The organism is Crenobacter oryzisoli, from assembly GCF_030385785.1.
Classification (GTDB): Bacteria; Pseudomonadota; Gammaproteobacteria; order Burkholderiales; family Chromobacteriaceae; genus Crenobacter_A; species Crenobacter_A oryzisoli.
In genome coordinates this window covers 86626-112177 of sequence record NZ_JAUEDK010000003.1, presented here as the reverse complement: position 1 = coordinate 112177, position 25552 = coordinate 86626, and the positions used below count along the sequence as shown (strand labels likewise).

Genomic DNA, 25552 nt, shown 5'->3' with positions numbered 1-25552 from the left:
TCCCATTACGCCGCCTGCGGCGCGGTTGTCGTGTACAGGCGTTTCAGCTCCGGTACGCACGATCCGCAGACGCTGCCGCAGCCGAGCGTGGTTTTCAGTTCGTTGACATCGGCGCCGCGCTCGATCGCGGTGCGGATCTGCGATTCGCCGACCTGTTTGCAGTTGCAGACGATGCGTTCACGCGGCGTAGTGGCGACACCCTTCGGCGTGAACACCGCGAGGCGCGGGCCCTGCCACGGCTCGCCGGCGAGCAGCGTGTCGAGCAGCGCGTCGCCGCCTGCCGCATCGCCGGCGAACACGAAGCCGGCGAGTCGCCCATCGAGCCAGCCGACCCGCTTCACGACGCCGCGGCGGGCGTCGCGGTATTCGAGCACGTCCGGCCCCGGCTGCAGGCCGAGCGCGGCGAACAGGCGTGCTAGCCAGCCGGTGGGGGCGTTCTCGCAGGCGACGCGCAGCACCAGCGTGTCGTCGCCCTGCAGGCTGATCGCAGCGTAGTCGCAGTCGGCGAGCAGCGGCTGTACCGCCGCTTGCAGCCCGAGCACGTCGGCCGAGCGGCAGGCGGCGAGCGCGCGCCACGACAAGAGCGCGCGTTCGACGCGCACCGCCGCGTGCTTCAGTTCCGGCTGAAATGACTTGCCGTCGACCTTGGGCAGGCTCGCCGTATTGATGCCGCCCGAGTTGAGGAACTGGCCGTTCCAGTGCATGGCGGCGAACACGCTGCCGCTTTGCACCTCGTCGGATACCGCGAGTGGCAGTACGAGGCCACCGCGCTTGCTCTCGACGCGTACCAGCTCGCCGGCCTTCAGGCCGCGCCGCTCGGCGTCGTTCGGGTGCATTGCAAGCGAAGGTTCCGGCGTGTGCGAGAACAGCTGGGGCACGCGGCCGGTGCGGCTCATGCCGTGCCACTGGTCGCGTAGCCGGCCGGTCAACAGATGGAACGGATAGCGTGCGCTGGTCGGCTCGGCGACTGGCTTGTACGGCGTCGCGTGAAAGTGCGCGCGCCCGTCCGCCGTCGCGAACACGCCGTCGGTATAGCGGCGCGCCAGACCCGTCGTCGCGCCGACCGGTAATGGCCATTGCTGCGGGCCGTCCGCTTCGAGCCGGGCGTAGCTTAGGCCGCCGATGTCGAGATCGCGGCCGGTGGTGAGGCCGGCGTGCTCGTCGAATATCTCGATCGGGTTCTGGTACGGGAACAGCGATGAGGACTCGGGGTAGAGCTCCGCCTCGATGCGGCGCGCCGCTTCGGCGGCGATCCACCAGTCCGGCTTCGCCTCTCCGGGCGCGGCGACAGCGGCTCGCACCCGCGAGATGCGCCGCTCGGAGTTGGTCACTGTGCCGCTCTTCTCGCCCCACGTCGTCGCCGGCAGCAGCAGGTCAGCGTAGGGCACGGTGTCGGTATTGGCGAACGCTTCCTGCACCACGACGAACTCGGCCGCCGCCAGCGCCTCTGCGACGTTGCCGAGGTCGGGCAGCGAGTGCGCCGGGTTGGTGCAGGCAATCCAGACCGCCTTGATCCGGCCGCCGCGGATCGCGTCGAACATCGCCACAGCAGGCAGGCCCGGTTCGGCCGACAGCCGCTCGACCGGCATGCCCCAGGCGTCGGCCACCTCGGCGCGGTGTTCGGCGTTGCCGATGTCGCGGTGCGCGGCGAGCATCGTCGCCATGCCGCCGACCTCGCGCCCGCCCATCGCGTTGGGCTGGCCGGTTAGCGAGAACGGCCCGGCACCGGGCTTGCCGATCTGGGCGGTGGCCAGGTGCAGGTTGATCAGCGCCAGGTTCTTGTCGGTGCCGTGGCTCGACTGGTTTAGGCCCATGCAGTACAGCGACAGGCTGGATGGGCTGCGGCCGAACCACTCGGCGGCGGTGATCAGGTCGGCCTCGAGAATGCCGCACAGCTCGGCGGCCATCTTCGGCGTGTAGTCGCGCACCAGCGTCTTCAGTTCGGTGAAGCCGTCGGTGTGCGCGCCGATGTAGTCGTCGTCGATGAGCCCCTCCCAGATCAGGTGGTGCAGCATGCCGTTGAACAGCGCGACGTCGGTGCCGGGCTGGATGGCGAGGTGCAGGTCGGCCATCGCCGCGGTGTCGGTGCGGCGTGGGTCGACGACGATCCATTTCATGTCGGGGCGTGCGGCCTTGGCGGCTTCGAGGCGACGGAACAGCACCGGGTGCGCGTACGCCATATTGCTGCCGGCGAACAGCACGCAGTCGGCCAGCTCCAGGTCCTCGTAGCAGGTCGGCGGGCCGTCGGCGCCGAGCGCCTGCTTGTACGCGGTCACCGCGCTCGACATGCACAGCCGCGAATTGGTGTCGATGTTGTTGGTGCCGATCAGCCCCTTCGCGAGCTTGTTGAAGACGTAGTAGTCCTCGGTCAGCAGCTGCCCCGACACGTAGAACGCCACCGCATCAGGGCCGTGGCGGCGGATGATGTCGGCGAAGCGTTCGGCCACCGTGTCGAGCGCGGCGTCCCAGTCGACCCGCTGGCGTTCGGCATCGCGGGTCAGCCGCAGCTCGGGGTAGAGCGCCCGGCCGGTGGTGCTGGCGGCGGTGGCCGGCAGGTTCATGCCCTTGGTGCACAGCCGGCCGAAGTTGGCCGGATGCGAAGGGTCGCCCTGGATGCCGGTGATGCGGTCGCCGTCCGACTCGATCAGTACGCCGCAGCCCACGCCGCAGTAACAACAGGTCGATTTGGTGACGGTTTTGCTCATGATCCGACCCTCAGCTCAAGGCGAGGTAAACGTCGCCGTTCTCGACTTTGACGGGAAAGCGCCGTGCGCAGCCGACGTCCGGTGCCTTCGCTTCGCCGCTTGCCAGATCGATGTTCCAGCTGTGCAGCGGACAGGTCACCGTCTCGCCGTGGACGATGCCCTGCGACAGCGGCCCCGCCTTGTGCGGGCAGCGGTCTAGCAGCGCGAACACAGTGTCGGCAGCGGTGCGGAACACCGCGACATTGCCGGCGTCGCGTTCGACCACGCGGCTGCCAAGCAGCGGGATGTCGTCGACGGCGCAGACGCGCAGCCAGGGTTTTTCAACGGGCATGTTCATAATGTCTCTCCTTCGAGCCGGCTCAGAGTCTGTCGCGAGCGGCCCTCAGCGGGGTGAAGAGCAGCGCAGAAACCGGAATGGACTTGATGTCCATGAGGATTTCGAGCAGCGCATGAGCCCCGATCAGGGCCGCGCAGTAAGGCTCTGGGTCGGCGCTCATGCGATGGCCTTGATCGGGATATATTCATTCTTCTGTGCACCGGCAATGCGCGCGGCCCACGGGTCGGGCAGGCCTTCGAGCGAGTACAGCAGCCGCTCGAAGAGGGCCTGGCGGTTGGCCGCATCGTCGACGACCTTTGCCTTGATGTAGTCGAGGCCGACACGGGCGATGTAGTGGACGGTGCGGTCGAGGTAGTACGCCTCCTCGCGATAGAGCTGCAGGAAGGCGCCGCTGTATTCCTTGACCTCGTCAGCGGTCTTCACCTTGCAGAGGAACTGCGCGACCTCGGTCTTGATGCCGCCGTTGCCGCCGACGTAGAGCTCCCAGCCCGAGTCGACCGCGATCACGCCCACGTCCTTGATGCCGGCCTCGGCGCAGTTGCGCGGGCAGCCGGACACGGCGAGCTTCACCTTGTGAGGGCTCCACATGTTCGCCAGCATCGTTTCGAGTTCGATGCCCATCTGCGTGCTGTTCTGCGTGCCGAAGCGGCAGAACTCGCTGCCGACGCAGGTCTTCACCGTGCGGATCGACTTGCCGTAGGCGTGGCCCGACTGCATGCCCAGATCCTTCCAGACGTTGACCAGGTCTTCCTTCTTCACGCCCAACAGGTCGATGCGCTGGCCACCGGTCACCTTGACCATCGGCACGTGGTACTTGTCGGCGACGTCGGCGATGCGGCGCAGCTCCTCCGAGTTGGTGACGCCGCCCTTCATCTGCGGGATCACCGAGAAGGTGCCGTCCTTCTGGATGTTGGCGTGCACGCGCTCGTTGACGAAGCGGCTTTGCGGGTCGTCGACCGCCTCGTGCGGCCAGGTCGACAAGAGGTAGTAGTTCACCGCCGGCCGACAGGTGGCGCAGCCGTTCGGCGTGCGCCATTCGAGGAAGTCGTACACCGCCTTGTGGTCGAGCAAGTGGTGTTCGCGGATTGCCTTGCGTACTTCGGCGTGGGTGCGGTCGGTACAGCCGCACACCGCCTTGGTCTTCGGGGTCTCCTGGAAGCTCGAGCCGACCGTGCTCATCAGGATCTGCTCGACCAGACCGGTGCACGAGCCGCAGGAGCTCGCCGCCTTGGTGTGCTTCTTCACGTCGTCGACGGTGAACAGGCCCTTGTCCTTGATCGCTTTGACGATTGTGCCTTTGCACACGCCGTTGCAGCCGCACACCTCGTCGCTGTCCTGCATCGCGGCGGCGCGGCTCTGGCCCTGCACGCCAGCGTCGCCGATCGCCGATTCGCCAAACATCAGCGTGTCGCGCAGGTCGTTGATGGTGCGGCCCTCGCGCAGCAGCTTGAAGTACCAGGCGCCGTCGGCGGTGTCGCCGTACAGGCACGCGCCGACCAGCTTGTCGTCCTTGATCACCAGTTTCTTGTAGACACCGCCGGCCGGGTCGGACAGCACGATGTCCTCGGTGCCGTCGCCGCCGATGAAATCGCCGGCGGAAAACAGGTCGATGCCGGTGACCTTGAGCTTGGTCGACAGCACCGAGCCCTTGTACTGGCCGATGCCCAGCTGCGCCAGGTGGTTGGCGCAGACCTTGGCCTGCTCGAACAGCGGGGCAACCAGGCCGTAGGCGACGCCGCGATGGCTGACGCATTCGCCGACCGCGTAGATGCGCGGGTCAAATGTCTGCAGCGCGTCGCTGACAACGATGCCGCGATTGCAGTGGAGGCCGGCCGATTCGGCCAATGTGGTGTTTGGGCGGATGCCGACCGCCATCACCACCAGGTCGGCTTTTTCCTCGCCACCGTCCTTGAAGCGCACTGCGGCGACATGGCCCGTGCCGTCGTCGACGAGCTCGGCCGTCTGCTTGCCGAGCAGGAAGGCAAGGCCGCGTTCTTCCAGCGACTTCTGCAGCAGCCGGCCGGCGGTCTCGTCGAGCTGGCGCTCGAGCAGCCAGTCGCCCAGGTGTACGACGCTCACGTCCATACCGCGCAGCTTCAGGCCGTTGGCCGCCTCCAGCCCCAAGAGGCCGCCGCCGATCACCACTGCGTGCTGCTTCGTCTTCGCCGCTTCGATCATCGCCTCGGTGTCGTAGATGTCGCGGTAGCTGATCACGCCTTCGAGGTCTTTGCCCGGTACCGGCAGGATGAACGGCGACGAGCCGGTGGCGAGCAGCAATCGGTCGTACGGTTCTTCTGTGCCGTCGTCGGCGACAACGACGCGGCGCACGCGGTCAATCTCGGTCACTGTCTTGCCCAGATGCAGGCGGATGCCGTTGTCGGCGTACCACGACAGCGGGTTGAGGATGATGTCGTCGAATGCTTGTTCGCCCGCCAGCACCGGCGAGAGCAGGATGCGGTTGTAGTTCGGGTGCGGCTCCGCGCCGAACACGGTGATTTCGTACAGCTCCGGCGCCAGCGCCAGCAGTTCTTCGACGGTGCGGATACCGGCCATGCCGTTGCCGACGACGACGAGTTTCAGTTTCTTCATGATGCTTTCCTTGACCTTGTTGGATCGCCTGCGCGGCAGATTCAGACCCGTGCCGCGGCGGCGGACCAGCTGCTGCGCCACCGCTGCTTTACTCCTGTCAGGCTCGCCCAGCCGAGCAGCGCCAGGCAGGCGAACAGCCACAGCCCGCCGGCATAGCCGCCGGTCGCCTGCTTGATCGCGCCCAAGCTCGCCGCCAGCGCGAAGCCGCCGACGCCGCCGGCCATGCCGATCAGCCCCGTCATCACGCCGATCTCCTGGCTGAAGCGCTGCGGCACCAGCTGGAACACCGCTCCGTTGCCGGCACCGAGGCAGAGCATCGCCAGGATGAACAGCGCTACCGCGCCGGTGGCGCCGCCGACGTTGAAGCCGGCCGCCGCGATCAGGCAGGCGGTGGCGGTGTAGACGACCAGCAGCGAGCGGGTGCCACCGATGCGGTCGGCAAGCACGCCGCCGAGCGGGCGCATCACCGAGCCGGCGAACACGCAGGCGGCGGTATAGAGGCCGGCGGTCTTGGCGTCGAAGCCGAACTGGTCGTGGAAGTAGCCGGGCAGGGCGCTGGCGAAGCCGGAGAAGCCGCCGAAGGTGATCGCGTAGAAGAACATGAAGAGCCACGCGTCCTTCGCACTGAGCACCGCGACATAGTCGGCGAGGCGTTTCTTCGGCGCAGCGCCCGGCGCGTCCTTGGCATTCAGGGCGTAGATGGCCAATGCGATGGCGAGCGGGATGCAGGCGAGGCCGAACACGTTCTGCCAACCGAACATCACAGCGAGCGTCGGCGCGAACAGCGCGGCGAGCACGGTGCCCGAGTTACCGGCGCCGGCGATGCCCATCGCGGTGCCCTGGTGCTGCGGCGGGTACCAGCGCGACGCCAAGGGCAGTGCGACCGCGAACGATGCACCGGCGACGCCGAGGAACACGCCGAGCGCCAGCGCGCCTTCGAGGCTGGTGAAACCGACGCGCCATGCGGTCAACAGCGCGGCGATCACGATCGCCTGGCCGATCAGGCCGGCACGCTTGGCGCCGATGCGGTCGACCAGCACGCCCATCGCGAGACGCAGCAGGGCGCCGGCGAGGATAGGCGTCGCGACCATCAGGCCCCGTTGTTGCGCGGTGAGGCCCAGGTCGCCGGCGATCTGCACCTGCAGCGGGCCAAGCAGGTACCACACCATGAAGCTGAGGTCGAAATAGAGAAAGGCGGAAAACAGCGTGGGCTTGTGTCCTGCCTGCCAGAACGAACGGTCCATCTTGTATCTCCCGGTGCCGGGGGTTCCCGGTGGCTGTGGCCTTGCTCGGCCCAAAATAAAAACGGCGTCCGCTCATGTTCTTTGGAACACGAGGGGACGCCGTTGTCCTTGTGAGCGAAGACCGCCGTTGGTCTTGCCCATTTAGAGCCGCTAACCAAACCCTCCCAGCGTTGTTGCGCTGCCTGGACGTACTGCGTGTACAGTCTGCGGCAATGCGCCTAGCTGGGATCACTGCGCTGGGTTTGTTTAGCTGCTCTTGTTTCTCTGGCCGGCGCGCCGTTGCGCCGGTCACTGTCTATTTAGCAAGGCCTGTGCCAGCGGGCGGTATCCGCACGGAGGCACCATTTCGTTGGGAAAGGCGTGAGAGGCGCTGGATTCTTCGCACCGCATCGGTGCGATTTTGCCGATCACGCACAAGCATTGTGCGCCGCAGCACGGTTAGGCGTGCTCGGTCGCGCGGATCGCGAAGCCGTCCGCGTAGCGCTCAGGGGCGCGACCATCCCAGGCGACGCCGTCGATCAGCACGCTGGTGCGATGGTCGCTGTCCGGTACGTTGATGCCGAGCGCGGCCGCCGCCTCACGGTACAGCGTCGTCTGGTTGATCGCGGTGGCGATGGCTTGCAGGTTGGGCAAGTCGCCAAGCAAGCCCCACCGCCGGTACTGGCTGAGAAACCACAGGCCGTCTGACAGATAGGGGTAGTTGACCTCGCCGTCGCCGAAGAAGCGCAGCGGCGCGCCGGGCAGTCTGCTGTCGCCGAGCAGCCGCGGCAGGATCAGCGCCCGTGCGCGGCCGATGCAGTTCGGGCAGGACAGCCAGCCGGCGGCCTCGGCGCGGTGCGCCGGGTCGTCGAGCCAGCAGCAGGCGTCGAGTAGCGTCATCGTCAGCGCACGAGCGGCGTGCGGCCTTGCCGAGACGAAGTCGCGCCGGCACGCGAGCACCTTCTCCGGGTGATCGGGCCAGATCTCGCCGCTGGCGATCACCGTTCGACCCACCCCCTCGGCCTCGGCGATCGCGTTCCACGGCTCGCCGGCGCAGAAACCGTCGAGCACGCCCGCCGCCAGCGCGTCATTCATCTGCGGCGGGGGGATCACCACGCTCTTCACGTCGTCGAGCGGATGGATGCCCTGAGCTGCCAGCCAGTAGTACAGCCACATCGCGTGCGTGCCGGTCGGGAAGGTATGCGCGAGCACCGGGCGGCGCGGCGCGGCGGCCAGCACCTCGCGCAGCGGCCGGCCGCTGGCCAGTGCCGTCGCAAGCGGAGCGGACAGCGTGATCGCCTGGCCGTTGCGGTTTAGCGTCATCAGCACCGCCATGTCGGCCTGCGGGCCGCCGAGGCCCAGTTGCACCCCGTAGACCAGGCCGTACAGCGCGTGCGCCGCGTCGAGCTCGCCGGACAGCAGCTTATCGCGCACCGCCGCCCAGGACGGCTGTCGGTGCAGTTCGAGCGTGATGCCGTGGCGCTCGTCGAAGCCCATCCGCTGGGCGACGATGAGGGGTGCGCAGTCGGTCAGCGGCACGTAGCCGAGCCGCAGAACGGTGGTGCCCGATGCATTCGAGCCGGCGACTCGGTGGGGGGGGAACAGCTGGAACATCGTCTTTCCTCTTTATCCTGCGCTGCTAATCAAACCCTTCCGCGTTGTGGCACCGCACTTAGTCTGAACCGCTCTGCCGGGTTTTGTTAGCGGCTCTTCTCAACCGAGCAGGTCCGCCATCGCGATCAGCTGCCGTGCCACCTCGGCGATCCGTTCGCCCTGGCGCATCGCCTGGCGGCGCAGCGTCTCGTATGCCTCGGTCTCAGACAGGCCGCGCTTGTCCATCAGGATGCCCTTGGCACGGTCGATCAGCTTGCGATCGGCCAGGCGTTGCTCCGCATCGGCCAGGCGTTTCCTGAGCCTTGCCTCCTCCTCGAAGCGCACCAGCGCCACCTCGATGATCGGCGCGAGCCTGTCGGCCGTCACTTGGTCGACCACATAGGCGGTGACGCCGGCGCCTACCGCGTCGCGGATCGCCTGCGGTTCGCTGCGATCGGCGAACATCACCACCGGCCGTGGTGCGGCGTGGCCCATTACCGCGAGTTGTTCGAGGGTGTCACGCGATGGCGATTCGGTGTCGATGATCACCACGTCCGGGCTCAACTCCTCGACTGCGCGCAGCAGCGCGGCCGCGCCATCGACCTCGGCGACGACCGCGTAGCCGGCGCGCGACAAGGCCTCGCGCAGTTCGCCGATGGGCTTGTCGGTATCGTTGACGAGAAGGATGCGCAGCATGGGCGGTGCCGTGGTTAAGAGCCTGTTCACGATCTTTTTGCTGCCCCGGAGGGCCAGCGCAGTCCGTGCAAAGATCGTGAACAGGCGCTAAGGGTTAAGGGGGCAGCAGGGCCGGCTCGTTGCACGCTCGCGGATGAAGCGGGCTGTGAACGGTTCGCTTAGCCAGATATGAGCAAGATGTGTGCCATATGGTTGGGCAAGACCGGATGGCCGGTCGGCGGATGGGGGCTTCGCGGGCTGGATATCCGCCGTGATCTGGGCTTTGTTTACCTCATCGAGGCAGGATGTCGCGCCGTTGCGAACGCGCTTGTGCGGCATCCGGGCGGATGATTCCGGCCCCGCCGGCTTTTTAGAACAGGTTCTTAGAGAGCCTGTTTACCTTCTTGCGAATGAAGGTCGGCCGGGGCAACACATCATGTGAGGAAGGCACGATGGATTATCGCAAACTTGGTAAAACCGACCTCGACGTCGCACCGCTGGCATTTGGTGGCAATGTCTTCGGATGGACGCTGGACGAAACCGCGGCATTCCGCCTGCTCGACGAGATGGTCGACGTGGGGCTCAACTTTATCGACACGGCCGATGTGTACTCCAGCTGGGTGCCCGGAAACCAGGGCGGCGAGTCCGAAACGATACTCGGGCGGTGGTTCAAGAAGGGCGGTAAGCGCAAGCATATCGTGCTGGCGACCAAGGTCGGCTCCGAGATGGCGCCAGATCAGAAGGGGCTGTCGAAGGCGTATATCCGCAAGGCCATCGAGGCGTCGCTGCGCCGTCTGCAGACCGACTACATCGACCTCTACCAGGCTCACCTGGACGACCCCGCCACGCCGCTCGAAGAAACGCTGTCCGCCTTCGACCAATTGGTCCGCGAGGGCAAGGTGCGCGCGATCGGTGCATCGAACTACAGTGCCGCCCGACTAAGCGAGGCGCTGGCGGTCAGCAAGGAGAACGCGCTGGTGGGCTACGCCACCATCCAGCCGCTCTATAACCTGTACGATCGCGCCGACTTCGAAGCCGACCTGGCACCAACTTGCGAGGAGAAGGGTATTGTGGCGATCAGCTACTTCTCGCTCGCAAGCGGCTTTTTGAGCGGCAAGTACCGTTCTGCGGCCGACCTGGTCGGCCATGCCCGCGGAGGGATGGTCGGCAAGTACCTGGACCCGCGCGGACTGCGCATCCTCTCGGCGCTCGACGAGGTGGCGAACGCGCTCGGCAGCACGCCGGCTACCGTGGCGCTGGGCTGGCTGATGAAGCGGCCAGCGGTCGCCGTGCCGATCGCCAGCGCCACGTCGTCTGCCCAGCTGAAGGCGTTGATCGCTGCGACGGAGCTCCGGCTGTCGCAGGCCGAGATGGATTATCTAACCGAGGCCAGTGCCTGACCCAAAGGGGCGGGGGTATCCGCCGCCGCCCCTGTCATGTTGTCCTGCTAGCAATGATGATTGCCCATGCCACCGAATCGCTGATGGATTGATCGTCATCAAGGTGAGTAGTAAAATTACATAATTGTCTTTTTGCTCGGCCTATCGTCGGCCGCATTTTGGCGGCTATCTACCGTCTATTGCTTCGTAATTCCACCTATAGCATTTCATGGCATCGTGAGCTGTCTGATGTCGGGGAACGATTTTGCCTTTTAAGTAGTTTTATTACTTTTTTGGCGGCAATGAGAGGGCGGAAGATTGGCCGGAAGACAAAACAACAGCGCGATCCCTATAACGGATGAGGTTGCCATGCAGACGCATGGCGAGGGCATCGGTAATGGATCGACGCGCGCAGGGCCCGCCATGCCAGCGACCAGGGGGGACGAAGGCTAGGGCGGCACGCCGGGCTCGGGGGAGCCGACGGCGTGGGGCTGGGGTAGTAAACCCCAGTCTGCTTTTCTGACAAAACGATGGCGCTGCGGCCGTTCGGCCAGGCAGCGCCGCCAAGGAGTCGCTATGTCCACTCATGGTCGTGACGACGCTCGGCGTGCGGGGCAGCTGCCCGCGATGCCCGAGCGTCGTCGCTTGTTGATCGGTGCCGGCCTTGTCGCCGGCACGCTGGCGCTGTCCGGTAGCTGGGTACGCACCGCGCTGGCGCAGAGCGCCGCTGCTGCTGATGTCGCACAGAACGCCAACTTCCTCGCACTGTCCCGTCTGCTGACCGGCTGGCCGGCGCTCGATGCGCGCATGGGCGAGCGGCTGTACGCAGCGCTGTCGGGTGAGGACCACCGCTTCGCCAGCCAGGTCGCGGCGCTCGCCGACTTTGCCAAGAAGGGCGGCCACGCCAACGTGGAGGCGCTGACCGCCGCACTCGACGCGCAGCAGGACGAGCTCGCCAAGACGCTACGCCGCATTGTGGCGGCCTGGTACACCGGCGTGGTTGGTGAAGGTCCGAACGCCCGGGTGGTGATCGCCTACGCCGACGCGCTGATGTTCCAGCCGGTGAAGGACGTGCTGATGCCGCCCACCTATTGCCAAGCCGCGCCCAACTACTGGGTTGCCAAACCCCCGATGGCCTGAGGTCTTCCATGAGTGACAATCTTTCCGCCGACGTCGTCGTGATCGGTTCCGGTGTGGCCGGCGCGCTGGTCGCCCACCAATTGGCTTCGGCCGGCGCCTCGGTACTGATGCTCGAAGCGGGCCCGCGCCTGGAGCGCTGGCGCATCGTCGAAAACTTCCGCAACCAGGCCGACAAGGACGACTTCCAGCGTCCGTACCCAGCGGCCAAGCATGCACCGCATCCGGAATACGCGCCGGACAACGACTACCTGATCCTGAAGGGCCCAGACGCCAAGTCCTACGCCTCGCAATACCTGCGCGTGGTCGGCGGCACCACCTGGCACTGGGCCGCGTCGGCGTGGCGCTTCCTGCCGAACGACTTCACCATGAAGTCGACCTACGGCGTCGGCCGCGACTGGGGCATCAGTTACGACGATCTGGAGCCGTACTACTACCGCGCCGAGGTCGAGCTGGGGGTGTCCGGCCCGAACGATGGCACCGATCTAGGCTCGCCGCGCCACCAGCCGTACCCGATGGATCACCTGCTGTTGTCGTACAACGACCAGCGCTTCTACGACGTACTCAACGCCAACGGCTTCAAGCTGGTGTCTGAGCCGGTGGCGCGCAACAGCCGCCCGTATGACCAACGCCCGACCTGTTGCGGCAACAACAACTGCATGCCGATCTGCCCGATCGGCGCGATGTACAGCGGCATCCTGCACGTGGACAAGGCCGAGCGTGCCGGCGCCAAGCTGTTGACCAACGCGGTGGTGTACCGGCTGGAGGTGGACGCCCAGGACCGCATCGTCGCCGCCCACTACAAGGACCCGGACGGCAACTCGCACAGGGTCACCGGCAAGTACTTCGTGCTGGCCGCCAACGCGCTCGAATCGGTGAAGATCCTGTTGATGTCGGCCACCGACAAGTGGAAGAACGGTCTGGCGAACAGCTCGGACCAGGTTGGCCGAAACTTGATGGACCACCCGGGCACCGGCGTGACCTTCCTCGCCGACGAGCCGCTATGGCCGGGCCGTGGGCCGATGGAGATGACCTCGATCGTCGACCACCGCGACGGCGAGTTCCGCCGCGAATGGGCATCGAAGAAGCTGCACCTGAACAATCAGGTGCAGACCCGCCACGCCACGCTGAAGGCGCTGTCGATGGGGCTGACCGGCAAGGCGCTGGACGACGAGATCCGCTACCGCAGCGCGCACACCGTCAACATCAACAGCTTCCACGACATCCTGCCGGAGCCGAACAACCGCATGCGCCTGTCCGACCAGAAGGACGCGCTCGGCCTGCCGCGCCCGGAGATCACCTACGCCATCGGCGAGTACACCAAGAAGAGCGCGGTGCACACGCACGAGGCGTACGCCAAGATCGGCAAGCTGTTTGGCTGCCGCGAGATCGAATTCAACGACACCTTCGCGCCGAACAACCACCTGATGGGCTCGGTGATCATGGGCAGCGATCCGCGCGACTCGGTGGTGGATGGCCATTGCCGCGCGCACGACCACGCCAACCTCTACATGGCGACCAGCGGCGTGATGGCGTCGGCCGGCAGCGTCAACTGCACGTTGACCATCGCCGCGCTGTCGCTGCGCATCGCCGACACCCTGAAACACGCGCTGGGCAAAGCGTCCTGAGTTGAGCGGAGACCGAGACGTCATGAAAGCACATTCCCTGATCCGCTCCGCAGGCTTCGTCGGCCTCGCGCTGGCGCTGCACGGCACAGCGGCCCGCGCCGATGCCGACACCGACCTCGTCAAGCGCGGTGAGTACCTGGCGCGCGCCGCCGACTGCGTGGCCTGCCACACCGCGTCGGGTGGCCAGCCCTATGCCGGCGGCTACGGCATCGAGTCGCCGCTGGGCACCATCTACTCGACCAACATCACCCCGTCGAAGAACGGCGGCATCGGCAACTACAGCGAGGCTCAGTTCGATGCCGCGCTGCGCCACGGCATCCGCGCCGACGGCGCGCATCTATATCCGGCGATGCCGTATACCAGCTACGTCAAGCTGGCGCCGGACGACGTGAAGGCGCTGTATCAGTACTTCATGCACGGTGTGGCACCGGTGGACGGCGCGGCCAAGGCCACCGAGCTGCCGTTCCCGTTTAGCGTGCGCTTGGCGATGGCCGGCTGGAACATGCTGTTCCTGGACAAGGCGCCGTTCCAGCCCGACCCGGCCAAGAGCGTGGAGTGGAACCGCGGCGCTTACCTCGTCGAGGCGCTGGAGCACTGCTCGTCCTGCCATACCCCGCGCAACGCGTTGATGGCCGAGCAGAGTGGGCAAGCCTATGCCGGCGGTGCGCTGGGCGCCTGGTTCGCGCCGAACATCACGGCCGATCCGGTCAGCGGCCTGGGCGGCTGGAGCGAGTCCGAGGTGGTCGAGTACCTGAAGACTGGCCGGGTGCCCGGCAAGGCGCAGGCCGCCGGCCCGATGGCCGAGGCGGTCGAGCATAGCCTGCAGCACCTGAGCGACGCGGACCTGAAGGCGATCGCCGTGTACGTGAAGGACCTGCCGGCGATCCGCGATGTGCACGACCAGCAGCCGGGCCATGTCTTCGGTTCATCCAACAGCGACGAGGCGACGCTGCGCGGCGTGGCCGGCGTGTCGGCCAGCAACAGTGCTGGAGGCGCCGAGCTGTTCAGCGCGGTATGCGCGAGCTGCCACCAGCCGGCCGGCAGCGGCAGCAAGGATCAGTATTACCCGTCGCTGAGCCACAACACCACGCTGGGCCGCGGCGATACGCGCAACCTGATCGCGGTGATCCTGCACGGTGTGGCGCGCAAGGCTGACGGCAAGGACGTGTTCATGCCGGGTTTCGGCGCCGACAGCCTGGTCAACCCGCTGAGCGACCAGCAGATCGCCGATGTGGCCAACTACACGCTCAAGCAGTATGGCAACCCGGCCCTGAAGGTCAGCGCGCACGACGTGGCAGCCGCGCGAGAGGGCGGCGAGCCGCCGCTGTTGGCGAAGCTACCCCGGCTAATGCCGTGGCTGATCGGCGGATTGGTCGTGATACTGGGCCTGGTGGCCTGGCTGTTCGGCCGGCGGCGTAAGGGCTGATCCTCATCCGTAGCAAGAGAATGCCGTTCCCACTGGTGAACGGCATTTTTTTAGCGTTCGACTCGAGGGCGAGAGGGGCTGCAGGTATGGCCTCAGGCCAGCACCACCGGTGCCTCCGCCACGGCTGCTTCGCCCACCACCCGGCACAGCTCCATGCCCGGCTGGGCGTAGCGTTGCAGATGGCGTGCGTACAGCATGCCGGCGATGCGGCTGACTACTGGCACCACGCGATTGTCGAGCGGGTCGACGATCTCGGCGATGGTGTCGCCGGCTTCGACGTGCTCGCCGACGTCGCGGGTATAGACGACTAGGCCGGCCTGCGGGGCGGTGGCGCTAATCATGCCCTCCCAGTAGCGCGGCGCGTCGACCGGCAGGGGCAGCGGCGGCGCTTCGCCGGCGAGGTGGCCGCGTCGCTGCAGGAAGGCGTAGATCGCCAGCGCGTCCTTGATCGCTTGATCATGGCGGAGGTCGCGCTGGCCTCGCAGCTCGACGGTGGCCGACATGCAGCCGTGCGGGACGGCCGGGCCGAACTCGTGGGCGAGCCGCCACCACGCCTGCCCGCAGGATTCCTCGAAGGTGGTGCCGCCGTGGCCGCGGCCGAGCACGGTGAGCGCGACGCCCAGGTCGCGCGCCAACGGTTCGAACGCCGGCCAGAACGGCTCGTCGGTATAGAGGTGCAGCACCGCTTCTCGGTCGCAGTGCAGGTCGAGCACCAGGTCGCTGTCCAGCGCCAGGGTGGCGAGGGTGTGGCGCAGCGAGGCGAGCTCGCTCTCCGGTGCGACGGCGGCCAGTGCATCGCGCAGCGCGGCTCGTACCACTGTGCGGTTGGCGTTCGCATCGGCGGTCAACAGCGGCGCGACCGCGTCGCGCACCAGCGGGTAATAGTCGGGAAAGCGCCGGTTGAAGTTTTCGCCGCCGGCCAGTTCGAAGCGGCCGCCCGGTTCGTGCAGCACCCGTTGTGCCAGGCCGATCGGGTTGGCCAGCGGTACCAGCACGATCTCGCCTCGCACCTCGCCGGCCTCGTCGGCGCGGTCGAGCAGCTTGCGCAGGTGGTGCAGCACCAGCATGCCCGGCAGCTCGTCGGCGTGCAGGCTGGCTTGTAAATAAGCCTTGGGACCGGTGCCCTCGCGGCCATAGTGCACGCTGACGAGCTGGCGCTGGGTGCCGAGACTGGGGGAGAGCAACGGGTGCGACCGGGTGTGCGTGACCACATCGTTTCCTTCATAAAAAGAGGGTTCTGCCACGGATGGGGCGAAAACCCGAGATAGCGTTCGCAAGCATCGGGCCTGGCGCGTTGTTCGTGGCGGGAAAGCCCCACGTCCCGAGTGCCGGCGGTGTGGCGCGGGCCCGAACCCTTTGTCGGGCATCTTGACAGCTCGCCGGGGCGGCAGCTCCAATCGAAGCCTTTCCACCCAGCCTTAGCGAAGCGACACGCCGTAGCCGAATGGACAAGAACGCGACTCTCGACCGGATCGACCTGAAGATCCTGGCGGTCCTGCAGCAGGATGGCCGCATCCCCTTCCAACGCCTGTCCGAACAGGTGAACCTGACGCCGCGACCCTGTCTGGAGCGGGTGCGGCGGCTGGAGAAGGCCGGCATCATCAAGGGCTATACCGCCATCGTCGAGCTGCCGGAGCCGCGTCATGCGGTGGTGGTGCAGGCGCAGATCGCGCTGGCCGACCATGTGGTGTCGCAGCAGGCGTTCACCCGCGAGCTGATGGCCACCCCGGAGGTGCTCGACTGCTGGCTGGTCAGCGGCAGCTTCGACTTCCTGGTGCGCATTGGCTGCAAGGACATCAACCAGTATCGCGAGCTGGCCGACCGCTGGCTCAGTAGTAGCGCTTTCAAGATCGACCGCATCATCACCACTACCGAGTTGCAGCAGCTCAAGCGCGACGCGGCGGCCGTCATCGACGCCTGACGCCGACAGCCCCTTAGAACCTGTTTACGATCTCGCGAACGAAGGGTCAGCCAAGGCGAAATGGTGCGAAAAAGCGGAATGTACATGGAGTACATGAGCATTTTGAGCGCCATTTCAACGCAGGATCACCCGAGTGCAGCAGATCGTAAACAGGTTCTTATAAGCCCCCATCAAGCGGCCCGCCCCGCAGGCACCATGATCCGGCGTTTACGACTGGCGTGGCCGTAGGAAGGCCAGCCAGCGTCGCTCTGCACCACGGAACAGCGCCAACAGTGCGAAGGTGCAGCACAGGTACAGCGCCGCCGCCATCAGGAACGGGTAGAACGGTGAGTAGGTGTCGGCGTACAGCGTGCGCGCGACGCCGGTCATGTCCATCAGCGTTACCGTCGACGACAGTGCGGTGGCGTGCAGCAGGAACACCATCTCGTTGCTGAACACCGGAATCACCCGGCGCAGTGCGCCCGGCAGCACGATGCGGCGGATGGTGGTCCAGCGCGACATGCCATAGGCCTCGGCGGCGGCGATCTCCTCCTTCGGATACTGGGCGAACGCGCCGGCCAGGATCTCCAGCGCGTAGGCGGCCGTGTTGAGCACATAGGCGAGCACCGCGCAGAAGGTGGCGTCGCGGAACAGCAGCCAGAAGCGATTGCCGTCCTGCCAGCCGTTGCTGACGATGTCGAACTGCGACAGCCCGTAGTAGATCAGCATCAGCTGCAGGAACAGCGGCGTGCCGCGAAAGAAGTAGCTGAACGCGCCGATCGCCCAGCTTACCGGCTTCGGGCCGTAGACTTTCAGCAGCGCCAACAGCACCGCCAGCGTCATGCCGATCGCCCCGGCGTAGAGGAACAGCTTGGCGGTCACCACCAGCCCGGTCCATTGCGTGCCGTCGCTCCACAGGAAGGACGGCACCGCCTTGATTACATCGTCCATCAACATCGCGGATCCTCAGTAGTTGTAGCGGCGGCCCAGCCAGCGGAACGCGCCGCCGGAGGTGGCGGTGATCGCCAGATAGATCAGGCACACCACGAAATAGAACAGGAACGGCTGCTGGGTGGCGCGGCCGGCCTGCTCGGCCAGCCAGCCCATGTCCTCCAGGCCGATCAGCGACACCAGCGCCGCCGACTTGAGCAGCGCTAGCCAGTTGTTGTTGATGCCGGGCAGGGCGTAGCGCAGCATCTGCGGGAACAGGATGGAGCGGAACACCCGCCATGGCGACATGCCGAACGCAAGCCCGGCCTCGAGCTGCCCCTTGGGCACCGCGAGGAAGGCGCTGCGGAAGGTTTCGGTGTAGTAGGCGCCGTAGATGAAGCCGATGGTCAGCACGCCGGCGGCGAACTTGTTGAATTCGACGGCCGGCAGGTCGAGCGCTGCAAGCCCCAGGTTGAACAGCTTTTCGCCGCCGAAGAACAACAGCAGCATCATCACCAGTTCCGGAATGCCGCGGATCACCGTGGTGTAGGTGACTGACACTGCGCGCAGCCAGGGCGGGCCGAATAGCTTGATCGACGCGTTGGTCAGGCCGAACAGCAGCGCTAGCAAGAGGGAAGCCAGCGCGACGCGCAGGCTAAGTAGGGCGCCGCCGAGAATCAGCGGCAGATAGGAGGACACCATGCGGATTTCCCCTCGGAGCGGCTAACAGAACCTTCCCGGTGTTGTTCGCGGCCTTGCCGTGCAACGGGTATTGCAGCGGCCGGGCGCTTGGCCGGGACCGCTTCGCGGGGCTCTGTTAGCCGCTCCTGACATTGGCCGAACGAGGGGGAAGGGCCGCTGGGCGGCCCTTCCGGCGGCTTAGTTGTAGATATCGAAGGCGAAGTACTTCTTCTGGATCTTGTCGTAGGTGCCGTTGGCGCGGATGTGGGCGATGGCCTGGTTGATCGCGGCCTTCAGCTCTGGGTCGTTCTTGCGCAGCGCGATCGCTACCGGGGTAGCGTTGCCGCCGAGCTTGGGTCCGGCGAACGCGAAGTTCTTGCCCTTGTCAGTGCGCAGGAAGCTGGTCTCGGCTTGGATATTGTCCTGCAGCGAGGCGTCGATGCGGCCCGAGGCCAGGTCGAGGAATACATTGTCCTGGTTGGCGTAGGTAGCGATCTTCACACCCTTGCCCGCCCAGTGGGTCTTGGCATAGGTCTCGTGGATCGAGCCGGACTGCACGCCCACGACCTTGCCTGAGAGCGAGGCGACGGTCGGCTGCAGCGGGCTGCCCTTGCGGGCGACCAGGCGCGGCGACGAGGAATAGTACTTGTCGGAGAAGTCGACCTCTTTCAGGCGCTCGGGGGTGACGTTCAGCGAGGCGATCACCGCGTCGTACTTATTGGCGTTGAGCGCGGCGATCATGCTGTCGAACGGCTGCTTCACGAACACGCAGCGCGCCTTCAGGTCGGCGCAGACCGCCTTGGCGATGTCCGGGTCGAAGCCGGTGATCTCGCCACTCGGCGAGATCACGTCGAATGGCGGGTAGCCGCCGTCGACGCCCCAGCGAATTTCCTTGATCTCCTTGGCGAACGACGGGGCGGCAGCGACGGCCAGCAGGCCGGCCAGGCATAGGGTGGTGAACTTGGTGTTCATCTCTAATTTCTCCTTTGTTGTTCCCGATCTAGCGCTTGTGAAAAAAATCCGTTGCGAGCGGGCCGAGGTCGAGGTGAGAAGCGCAGCGGTACAAGGGGTACCGCGAGCATCGCCGCGTCGAGATCGACCCGCGCAGCAGGATTTTTACAAGCGTTTAGAAACGCAGCGACATGCAGGTGAGCCCGCCGTCCATCTTGCGGATCTCGCTGGTGTCGGTCTCGATGATCGGCAGGCCCAGCGTCTTGAGTTTCTTCAGCGTGTCCGGGTAGCCGGTCGGAGTGATCAGCGTGTCGTTGATCCACAGCGTGTTGCCGGCGTATTCCTCCTCGGGGTTCAGCACGATCTGGTTGAAGCCCTTGAACACTGGGTTGTCGACGCTGTCCTCGGACAGGATCAGCGTGTTTCGGCCCACGTAGTTGACGATGGACTTCAGGTGCAGGCCGGCGCCGACCTCCACCGCGCTGACGGTGTAGCCGAACTTCTCCACCGCAGTGGCGAACTCGCGTATGCCCGCCTCGTTGGTGCGGCTGGTCAGGCCGATGAAGAAGCGCTTGTCGACCATCAGCACGTCGCCGCCATCCATGTGGGCACCTTCGCCCATCCACACGGTGTGGCGAAAGCGCGAGATCACCGGAGCGATGCTCTCGACCTCGCCACGGCGCGATGGCGCGCCCGGATTGGTGATCACCGCCAACTCTGGCATCAGCACCGCGGTGTCCTCGACGAAGTGCGCGTCCGGGTAGTCCGGCTGCGCGGGCAACGTGGTCACAGTCAGGCCCAGCGACAGCAGGATGTCCACGTAGTCGCGGAACTGGGCACGGGTCAGTTCGGCATCCGGGGCACCGGCGTTGGCGGTGGTCAGGCCGCTGGCCACGGTGTCGGCCGGCAGGCGGGTGATGGCATGGGTGAAGTACATACGACGAACACTCCCGTTTCAGGTTGCGAACAAGTGGGGCAGGCCGGTACAGAGGGTTATGCGACCGGGTTGGGCTTTACGTGCCCCGTCCTGCAAACCATTCTAAGTAGGTGTGCCGGTGGGCTTTTGTCGTATGAAGGTGTCGCGACAGCCGGGAATGGCTGAAATGGGCAGGGCGGACAGCGCAATTCGGTTTCGAGTCGGCAGGCGGTGCAACCACATGGCCTGTGCCGGACAACGGCTTGGCGCCGGGCGGTTTATGCTGCAGCGATTCGGACAGAAACGCCACGCTCCGGCTATATCTCTTTCATGAAGCCTGCTGAGGCTGCGGCAGGGCTTGCGATAGTTCGACGGGAGGCGTTGATGAGGAATCTGCTAGTGCTTTGCATCATGGTGGCTTGCCTGAGCGGCTGCCAGGATTTCATGAGCACCCTTCAGGGCTTGTTCCAGAGTACGCCGCCCCATACTCCAACCGAAGCGATGGAGGTCAAGAGGCTCAAGGTGAATCACACCGAACTCTCGTATGTGGAAGACGGCGAGGGCGATACGGTCGTGTTCGTGCACGGCGCATCGGGCGACTGGCGCACCTGGGAGGGCTTACGCCCGTTCATCGCGCAAAAGTATCATTACATCGCGCTGAGCCGCCGCTACCATTACCCGAACTCCTGGGCCGACGAAGGCCAGCACTATTCGCTGACGCAGCATGTGGAAGACGTGGCCGCATTCATCCGTAGACTTGACGTCGGTAAGGTCCATCTGGTGGGGGGCTCGTATGGCGGGCGCGTCGCGGGCTATGTGGCGCTGAAATATCCGGAACTGGTGCGCAGCGTGGTGATGAGCGATCCTGACCTTATCGACCCGACTACGGCCCAGGGGGTAGCGGCGCTGCTCGACTACCAGAAGGATGTTGCCAAATCCTCTGCCGCCGCGAAGGCCGGCGATTCGTGGGAGGCGTCAATGCGCTTGTACGATGCCGTGCTCGATGACCCCGGCGCCTTCCAGCATGCGCCTGTCGTCCAGCAGCAACGCTGGCTCGATAACGCCGACACGGTGCCCCTGATGCTCGCGGCCAAGCCTCCTCGTCCTCCCAGTTGCGAGCAGTTGGCCGCGCTGAAAGTGCCCGCGCTGGTGATGAGCGGGGAGAAAAGCCGTGCCGTCTTCAAATACAGCAACAAGAAGCTGCTTGACTGTCTGCCGAAGGGAACGGAAACGGCCGTGGTTCCCGATGCCCCACACCTCTGGTATCCGGTGAATCCCAAGGCCGGCGCACGAGAGATTCTGGCCTTCCTCGCCGAGCATTAGAAAGGCCAGGGCCGCGGGGCGATGCAATACTCAGTCGGGCGTCGGCTCAGGCTGGGTGAGGCCATGTTCGCGGACCCAGTCGAGGAACAGCCGTGCCGGGCCGGACAGGCTCACCTTGCGGTGATAGGCAAGCATGATGGTACGGCTCGGCTCATAAGGCTGCAGCGGCAGGCGCACCAGCTCCGGCGTGATCATCACCAGTGGCAGCGCGCTCCAGCCCAGGCCCGTTTCGGCCAGCATGCGCAGCGCCTCGAGGTAGTTGGACGGCTGGCGCACGTCGAGCGCCAGGCCCTGCTCGCTGAACAGGTTCTCGATCAGCCGCCGAAAGCGGGTGTTCGGACCGGGTAGCAGTGCCGGGTGCAGCGTCAAATCGTGCAGCGTCACCTCGGGCTGCAGCGCTAGCACATGGTTGGCCGACACGGCGAAGCAGAGCCGCTCGTCGAGCACCGGGATGTATTCGAGCGACTGCTCGTGCAGCGGCGGCTCGGACATGAAGCCGAGTTCCATTTCGCCGGCGCTCAACAGCCGGTGCGATTCCACCGAGGTCTTGAAGTCCACCTCAATGTCGATGCCGGGGTAGTGGCGAACGAACTCCCCGAGCAGTGGTTTCAGGTAGTAGAGGCCGATGTGCTGGGTGGTCGCGAGGTATAACCGGCCGGTCTGCGCTGGCTGCAAGGCTTTGAGCGCCTGCCCGGCCTGGTCGGCTTCGTTGAGGATGCGCAGCGCGAACGGCAGAAAAGTGCGGCCTGCCTCGGTCAGCACGGTGCGCCGCCCGATGCGGTCGAACAACTGGACGCGCAGCGAGTCCTCCAGGCCAGCGATCCGCTTGCTCAGCCCTGGCTGGGTCAGGTGCAGTTGGTCGGCCGCGCGCGAAAACGACGACTCTCGGGCGGCGCAGACAAAGGCGCGCAGGGCAGGGATGTTCATGATCCATTCCAGATCATTATGGTTTGGGAAAACAAATCCAACTTTTTGTTTGGATTGGGCCGCCGCTACTATAGCAGCTCTGTCACCCACCGAACCGCCATCCACCATGGGACAACTGCAAATACCTTGGGAAGAAGAACTTGCGCAACTGCGCGCCCCGTCGCCACAACTCGCCCGCGCGGTGGTGATGGTACGCCCCGTCGACTTCGCGTTCAATGAAGAAACCGGCGCCGACAACGTCTTCCAGCACCGGCTGGGCCTTGCGCCGCAGGAGGTGACGCGTCGCGCGCTCGCCGAATTCGACGCGATGGTGGAGCGGCTGTGCTCGCACAATCTCGACGTGCTGGTGATGGACAAGCGTCACGATGAGCACGTGACACCGGATGCGGTGTTTCCGAACAACTGGTTTTCCACCGGTCACGACGGCTCGGTGTACGTCTACCCGATGCACACCCCGAACCGCCGACGCGAGCGCCGCGTCGAGCAGCTCTCCCGGCTGCTGCTCGACAACGGTTTTCGCATCGACCAGCTCAGTTGGGCCGGCCACCCGCTCGAAGAGGAACTGATCCTCGAGGGCACCGGCGTGATGATCTTCGACCACCCGCGCCGCCGCGTATACGCCGCGCGCTCGCACCGCTGCCACCCGACCGCGCTGTACCGCTACGCGCGGCTGCGCGGCCTCGACGACGTGGTGCTGTTCGACACCGCCGACAGTCATGGCGTGCCGATCTACCACACCAATGTGATGATGAGCGTCGGCGAGCGGGTCGCGGTGATCTGCGGCGAGAGCCTGCACCGCGACGACGAGCGCGCCAGCGTGCTCGCCAAGCTGGCCGAGCACCACGAAGTGATCGACATCAGCTTCGAGCAGGTCGAGCAGCACTTCTGCGGCAACATCCTGCAGCTGGCCGCCCGCGACGGCACGCCGCTGATGGTGATGTCGGAACAAGCGTGGAACGGCTTCACGCCCGAGCAGCAGCGCACCCTCGAGCGTCACGGCCAGCCGGTGGTGAACCCGATCCCGACCATCGAGGCGGTCGGCGGCGGCAGCTGCCGCTGCATGCTGGCCGAGGTGTTCCTGCCCCGGCAATAAGCCGGACTGTTGGACGTCAAAAAGCCGCGCATTGCGCGGCTTTTTGTATTTGCGGCGTTTGCTGAACGGCTGAGGACGGCTATCTGGCCCGTTTCGGAGGGGACTTCCCGCAATCCGGTCAAGGACTTGGCCAACCTTCGTCAAGGTTTACCGAACAAGGCGGCGGGTCAGTGCGGTGCCGCTCCGTCGACGGGCAGTGGCGTCACCAGCGGCGTCTTGCCGTCCGACAGCAGCCAGGCGACAAGGCGCGCCGGCCGGGTCTTGCTTGCGTTGCGTGTGACGGAATGCACCTGGCCGGGCGCCTCGTACCACGTGTCGCCGGCCTTGTAGTGCACGACGGGGCCGCCGTCGAGCGCGGACTCGACCTCGCCGTCGACCACGACGACAAAGACCGGGCCGGGATGGCGATGCGGCTTCGACGTGGCGCCGGGAGCGAAGTCGACGCGCAGCGCCTGGGCTTGCGTGCCGGGCGCGTCGGGCAGTGCCGCCCGTGCCAGCGGGGTGACATTCTCGTCGCCGGCACCGTCGTGCGCTAGCGCGACGGCACTCGCGCAGACGAGGAGGAGGGCGGCGATGCCGCCGCGTGTCGATTGTTCCATGGCCGTTACTCCGGCTGCATCGCAAGGCCGATGCCGATGCGGTTCCACGCGTTGATCGTCGCGATCGCGAAGGTGAGCTCGGCCAGCTCGCGCTCGTTGAAGTGCTCGGCGACCTGCTGGTAGATCTCGTCCGGAGCGTGTCGTTCCGAAACCAGCGTCAGCGTCTCGGTCCACAGCAGCGCGGCGCGTTCACGCGCGCTGAAGAATGGCGTCTCGTGCCAGGTGGTGAGCGACAGCAGCCGGCGTGTCTGCTCGCCCGCCTTCAGTGCATCGGACGAGTGCATGTCGACGCAATAGGCGCAACCGTTCAGCTGCGATGCGCGGATCTTCACTAGCTCGCGCAGTGAAGGTTCGAGTTGCGTCTCGGCCAGCGCCTTTTCCAGCCCGAGCATTGCTTTCAAAACATGCGGGGCGACCTCGTCGTAACGGATGCGTTGCGTGCTCATTTGCTTCTCCCTATGGGGCAACCCCGGCGACGTGTCGAGGTCATGGCCAAACTGTATTGCACGCTGTTTTATTGATAAACGGCTATATTTGGAATTATTTGTACGAATAAACGGATAATCATGGCGTTCGACCGACTCGATGCGATGCGTGCGTTCTGCCGCATCGTCGAACTGGGCAGCTTCACCCGCGCTGCCGACGCGCTCGCTGTGCCCAAGACCACGATGTCGGGCCAGGTGCAGGCGCTCGAGGCGCAACTGGGCGTGAAGCTGCTGCACCGCACGACGCGGCGCGTGTCACCGACCACCGACGGCACCGCCTACTACGAGCGCGCCCGCGTGCTGCTCGACGACATCGAGGAACTCGAGGCGACGGTGTCGCAAAGCCGCAGCGTCGTGCGCGGTAAGGTGCGCGTCGAGATGCCGTCGCCGGTCGGCCGCTTTCTGGTGATCCCGGCACTGCCCAAGTTCGTTGCGCTCAATCCGGAGGTCAGGCTCGACATCGGCTGCAGCGAGCGCGTCGTCGATCTGGTACAGGAGGGCGTCGATTGCGCGATCCGCGGCGGCCCGGTTACCGACCCCGATCTGGTGTGCCGGCCAATCGGCCAGATGCACTTCGTGCTGTGCGCGTCCCCCGGCTACCTGGCCAGCGCGCCGCCACTCGAATCGCCCGACGATCTGGTCCGCCACCGCTTTCTCGCCTTCGTCTTCCCCGCCAGCGGACGCCAGTACCGCATCGTGCTGAACCGGGGCGAGGAGCGCTTCGAGATCGAGCAGCCGCCGGCGATGCGCTTCAACAGCGGCGGAGCCTATCTCGCGGCAGCCGAGGCCGGGCTCGGGCTGGTGGCGGTGCCGCGCGTCGAGGCCCAGCCACTGCTGAACGATGGCCGGCTCGTCGAGCTGTTACCGGATTGGACACCGTCGAGCATGCCGATGAGTCTCGTCTACCCATATTCGCGCCACCTGTCGGCACGCGTGCGCGCCTTTACCGACTGGGTGAGTGCGCTGATGCAGGCCGATCCCGCATGGTCACGGGACCTGCCCGGGCCGGGGCGCTGAGGGAGGGGCAACTGGCCGAGGTATTCCTGCCCGCCAGT

At 65.9% G+C, this 25552-nt stretch carries 23 protein-coding genes; 8 read left to right on the top strand and 15 right to left on the bottom strand.

All coding sequences use genetic code 11. The annotated features are described in order from the left end of the window. Positions 1–5: 5 nt before the first annotated feature. The 7 genes from QU481_RS02570 to QU481_RS02540 all read right to left on the bottom strand — a co-directional run bounded on the left by QU481_RS02570 (position 6) and on the right by QU481_RS02540 (position 9143). On the bottom strand, positions 6–2705 hold the full coding sequence (locus QU481_RS02570; RefSeq protein WP_289828319.1) for a nitrate reductase: 2700 nt from the start codon (positions 2703–2705) through the stop codon (positions 6–8). Between the two features lie 10 nt (positions 2706–2715). Further along, positions 2716–3042, bottom strand: coding sequence for a nitrite reductase small subunit NirD (nirD, locus tag QU481_RS02565; RefSeq protein ID WP_289828318.1), 327 nt, complete (start codon positions 3040–3042; stop codon positions 2716–2718). Positions 3043–3064: 22 nt separating this feature from the next. Continuing rightward, complete coding sequence (locus QU481_RS02560; protein WP_289828317.1) at positions 3065–3202, bottom strand: hypothetical protein; 138 nt, start codon at positions 3200–3202, stop codon at positions 3065–3067. Beyond that, positions 3199–5631, bottom strand: a complete 2433-nt coding sequence (gene nirB, locus QU481_RS02555; RefSeq protein ID WP_289828316.1) for a nitrite reductase large subunit NirB — start codon at positions 5629–5631, stop codon at positions 3199–3201. Before nirB ends, QU481_RS02560 begins: the two co-directional genes overlap by 4 nt. A 41-nt stretch (positions 5632–5672) precedes the next feature. Continuing rightward, positions 5673–6875, bottom strand: a complete 1203-nt coding sequence (locus tag QU481_RS02550) for a nitrate/nitrite transporter (protein WP_289828315.1) — start codon at positions 6873–6875, stop codon at positions 5673–5675. 438 nt (positions 6876–7313) lie between these two features. After that, positions 7314–8468 (bottom strand): CmpA/NrtA family ABC transporter substrate-binding protein, encoded by a 1155-nt coding sequence (locus QU481_RS02545; RefSeq protein ID WP_289828314.1) that lies wholly within the window; start codon positions 8466–8468, stop codon positions 7314–7316. A 99-nt stretch (positions 8469–8567) separates the two neighbouring features. Further along, positions 8568–9143 (bottom strand): ANTAR domain-containing response regulator, encoded by a 576-nt coding sequence (locus tag QU481_RS02540; RefSeq protein WP_289828313.1) that lies wholly within the window; start codon positions 9141–9143, stop codon positions 8568–8570. Between the two features lie 431 nt (positions 9144–9574). Here QU481_RS02540 and QU481_RS02535 point away from each other — a divergent pair, with 431 nt between their 5' ends. The 4 genes from QU481_RS02535 to QU481_RS02520 all read left to right on the top strand — a co-directional run bounded on the left by QU481_RS02535 (position 9575) and on the right by QU481_RS02520 (position 14692). Next, complete coding sequence (locus tag QU481_RS02535) at positions 9575–10522, top strand: aldo/keto reductase (protein WP_289828312.1); 948 nt, start codon at positions 9575–9577, stop codon at positions 10520–10522. 555 nt (positions 10523–11077) lie between these two features. After that, positions 11078–11641, top strand: coding sequence for a sugar dehydrogenase complex small subunit (locus QU481_RS02530; RefSeq protein ID WP_289828311.1), 564 nt, complete (start codon positions 11078–11080; stop codon positions 11639–11641). An 8-nt stretch (positions 11642–11649) separates the two neighbouring features. Further along, positions 11650–13266 carry a GMC family oxidoreductase gene (locus QU481_RS02525; protein ID WP_289828310.1) on the top strand — a complete coding sequence of 539 codons (1617 nt, stop codon included), beginning with the start codon at positions 11650–11652 and terminating at the stop codon, positions 13264–13266. A gap of 22 nt (positions 13267–13288) precedes the next feature. Then, positions 13289–14692 carry a c-type cytochrome gene (locus tag QU481_RS02520; RefSeq protein WP_289828309.1) on the top strand — a complete coding sequence of 468 codons (1404 nt, stop codon included), beginning with the start codon at positions 13289–13291 and terminating at the stop codon, positions 14690–14692. A 92-nt stretch (positions 14693–14784) separates the two neighbouring features. On the opposite strand, the gene QU481_RS02515 is transcribed toward QU481_RS02520, so the two are convergent. Next, positions 14785–15903 carry a succinylglutamate desuccinylase/aspartoacylase family protein gene (locus QU481_RS02515; RefSeq protein WP_289828308.1) on the bottom strand — a complete coding sequence of 373 codons (1119 nt, stop codon included), beginning with the start codon at positions 15901–15903 and terminating at the stop codon, positions 14785–14787. 233 nt (positions 15904–16136) lie between these two features. Here QU481_RS02515 and QU481_RS02510 point away from each other — a divergent pair, with 233 nt between their 5' ends. Next, positions 16137–16613, top strand: a complete 477-nt coding sequence (locus QU481_RS02510; protein ID WP_289828307.1) for an Lrp/AsnC family transcriptional regulator — start codon at positions 16137–16139, stop codon at positions 16611–16613. A 207-nt stretch (positions 16614–16820) separates the two neighbouring features. Here QU481_RS02510 and QU481_RS02505 read toward each other — a convergent pair whose 3' ends face one another. The 4 genes from QU481_RS02505 to QU481_RS02490 all read right to left on the bottom strand — a co-directional run bounded on the left by QU481_RS02505 (position 16821) and on the right by QU481_RS02490 (position 20091). Further along, entirely contained in the window at positions 16821–17549 is a 729-nt protein-coding gene (locus QU481_RS02505; protein ID WP_289828306.1) for an ABC transporter permease, read from the bottom strand. Between the two features lie 9 nt (positions 17550–17558). Then, positions 17559–18224: an ABC transporter permease gene (locus QU481_RS02500; RefSeq protein ID WP_289828305.1), complete on the bottom strand. Its 666-nt coding sequence runs from the start codon at positions 18222–18224 to the stop codon at positions 17559–17561. 177 nt (positions 18225–18401) lie between these two features. Further along, positions 18402–19175, bottom strand: coding sequence for an ABC transporter substrate-binding protein (locus QU481_RS02495; RefSeq protein ID WP_289828304.1), 774 nt, complete (start codon positions 19173–19175; stop codon positions 18402–18404). Positions 19176–19329: 154 nt separating this feature from the next. Then, positions 19330–20091 (bottom strand): dimethylarginine dimethylaminohydrolase family protein, encoded by a 762-nt coding sequence (locus QU481_RS02490; protein WP_289828303.1) that lies wholly within the window; start codon positions 20089–20091, stop codon positions 19330–19332. Positions 20092–20454: 363 nt separating this feature from the next. Between QU481_RS02490 and QU481_RS02485 the strand changes: the two genes are divergently transcribed. Continuing rightward, positions 20455–21393, top strand: coding sequence for an alpha/beta fold hydrolase (locus QU481_RS02485; protein WP_289828302.1), 939 nt, complete (start codon positions 20455–20457; stop codon positions 21391–21393). A gap of 30 nt (positions 21394–21423) precedes the next feature. On the opposite strand, the gene QU481_RS02480 is transcribed toward QU481_RS02485, so the two are convergent. Continuing rightward, complete coding sequence (locus tag QU481_RS02480; protein WP_289828301.1) at positions 21424–22320, bottom strand: LysR family transcriptional regulator; 897 nt, start codon at positions 22318–22320, stop codon at positions 21424–21426. A 106-nt stretch (positions 22321–22426) separates the two neighbouring features. Here QU481_RS02480 and QU481_RS02475 point away from each other — a divergent pair, with 106 nt between their 5' ends. Next, complete coding sequence (locus QU481_RS02475) at positions 22427–23413, top strand: arginine deiminase-related protein (protein WP_289828300.1); 987 nt, start codon at positions 22427–22429, stop codon at positions 23411–23413. Positions 23414–23580: 167 nt separating this feature from the next. On the opposite strand, the gene QU481_RS02470 is transcribed toward QU481_RS02475, so the two are convergent. Next, positions 23581–24012: a cupin domain-containing protein gene (locus tag QU481_RS02470; protein WP_289828299.1), complete on the bottom strand. Its 432-nt coding sequence runs from the start codon at positions 24010–24012 to the stop codon at positions 23581–23583. 5 nt (positions 24013–24017) lie between these two features. Next, positions 24018–24458 carry a carboxymuconolactone decarboxylase family protein gene (locus QU481_RS02465; protein ID WP_289828298.1) on the bottom strand — a complete coding sequence of 147 codons (441 nt, stop codon included), beginning with the start codon at positions 24456–24458 and terminating at the stop codon, positions 24018–24020. 120 nt (positions 24459–24578) lie between these two features. Here QU481_RS02465 and QU481_RS02460 point away from each other — a divergent pair, with 120 nt between their 5' ends. Beyond that, positions 24579–25514, top strand: a complete 936-nt coding sequence (locus QU481_RS02460; protein WP_289828297.1) for a LysR family transcriptional regulator — start codon at positions 24579–24581, stop codon at positions 25512–25514. The last annotated feature ends 38 nt before the right edge of the window (positions 25515–25552 follow it).

Bases quoted from the DNA above. Each gene is read 5' to 3' on its own strand.
- QU481_RS02545 (WP_289828314.1), bottom strand. From the start codon at position 8,468: ATGTTCCAGCTGTTCCCCCCCCACCGAGTCGCCGGCTCGAATGCATCG.
- QU481_RS02495 (WP_289828304.1), bottom strand. From the start codon at position 19,175: ATGAACACCAAGTTCACCACCCTATGCCTGGCCGGCCTGCTGGCCGTC.
- nirB (WP_289828316.1), bottom strand. From the start codon at position 5,631: ATGAAGAAACTGAAACTCGTCGTCGTCGGCAACGGCATGGCCGGTATC.
- QU481_RS02560 (WP_289828317.1), bottom strand. From the start codon at position 3,202: ATGAGCGCCGACCCAGAGCCTTACTGCGCGGCCCTGATCGGGGCTCAT.
- QU481_RS02530 (WP_289828311.1), top strand. From the start codon at position 11,078: ATGTCCACTCATGGTCGTGACGACGCTCGGCGTGCGGGGCAGCTGCCC.
- QU481_RS02540 (WP_289828313.1), bottom strand. From the start codon at position 9,143: ATGCTGCGCATCCTTCTCGTCAACGATACCGACAAGCCCATCGGCGAA.
- QU481_RS02535 (WP_289828312.1), top strand. From the start codon at position 9,575: ATGGATTATCGCAAACTTGGTAAAACCGACCTCGACGTCGCACCGCTG.
- QU481_RS02460 (WP_289828297.1), top strand. From the start codon at position 24,579: ATGGCGTTCGACCGACTCGATGCGATGCGTGCGTTCTGCCGCATCGTC.
- QU481_RS02475 (WP_289828300.1), top strand. From the start codon at position 22,427: ATGGGACAACTGCAAATACCTTGGGAAGAAGAACTTGCGCAACTGCGC.
- QU481_RS02570 (WP_289828319.1), bottom strand. From the start codon at position 2,705: ATGAGCAAAACCGTCACCAAATCGACCTGTTGTTACTGCGGCGTGGGC.
- QU481_RS02510 (WP_289828307.1), top strand. From the start codon at position 16,137: ATGGACAAGAACGCGACTCTCGACCGGATCGACCTGAAGATCCTGGCG.
- QU481_RS02520 (WP_289828309.1), top strand. From the start codon at position 13,289: ATGAAAGCACATTCCCTGATCCGCTCCGCAGGCTTCGTCGGCCTCGCG.
- QU481_RS02480 (WP_289828301.1), bottom strand. From the start codon at position 22,320: ATGAACATCCCTGCCCTGCGCGCCTTTGTCTGCGCCGCCCGAGAGTCG.
- QU481_RS02550 (WP_289828315.1), bottom strand. From the start codon at position 6,875: ATGGACCGTTCGTTCTGGCAGGCAGGACACAAGCCCACGCTGTTTTCC.
- QU481_RS02500 (WP_289828305.1), bottom strand. From the start codon at position 18,224: ATGGTGTCCTCCTATCTGCCGCTGATTCTCGGCGGCGCCCTACTTAGC.
- QU481_RS02470 (WP_289828299.1), bottom strand. From the start codon at position 24,012: ATGGAACAATCGACACGCGGCGGCATCGCCGCCCTCCTCCTCGTCTGC.
- QU481_RS02465 (WP_289828298.1), bottom strand. From the start codon at position 24,458: ATGAGCACGCAACGCATCCGTTACGACGAGGTCGCCCCGCATGTTTTG.
- nirD (WP_289828318.1), bottom strand. From the start codon at position 3,042: ATGAACATGCCCGTTGAAAAACCCTGGCTGCGCGTCTGCGCCGTCGAC.
- QU481_RS02485 (WP_289828302.1), top strand. From the start codon at position 20,455: ATGAGGAATCTGCTAGTGCTTTGCATCATGGTGGCTTGCCTGAGCGGC.
- QU481_RS02505 (WP_289828306.1), bottom strand. From the start codon at position 17,549: ATGTTGATGGACGATGTAATCAAGGCGGTGCCGTCCTTCCTGTGGAGC.
- QU481_RS02490 (WP_289828303.1), bottom strand. From the start codon at position 20,091: ATGTACTTCACCCATGCCATCACCCGCCTGCCGGCCGACACCGTGGCC.
- QU481_RS02525 (WP_289828310.1), top strand. From the start codon at position 11,650: ATGAGTGACAATCTTTCCGCCGACGTCGTCGTGATCGGTTCCGGTGTG.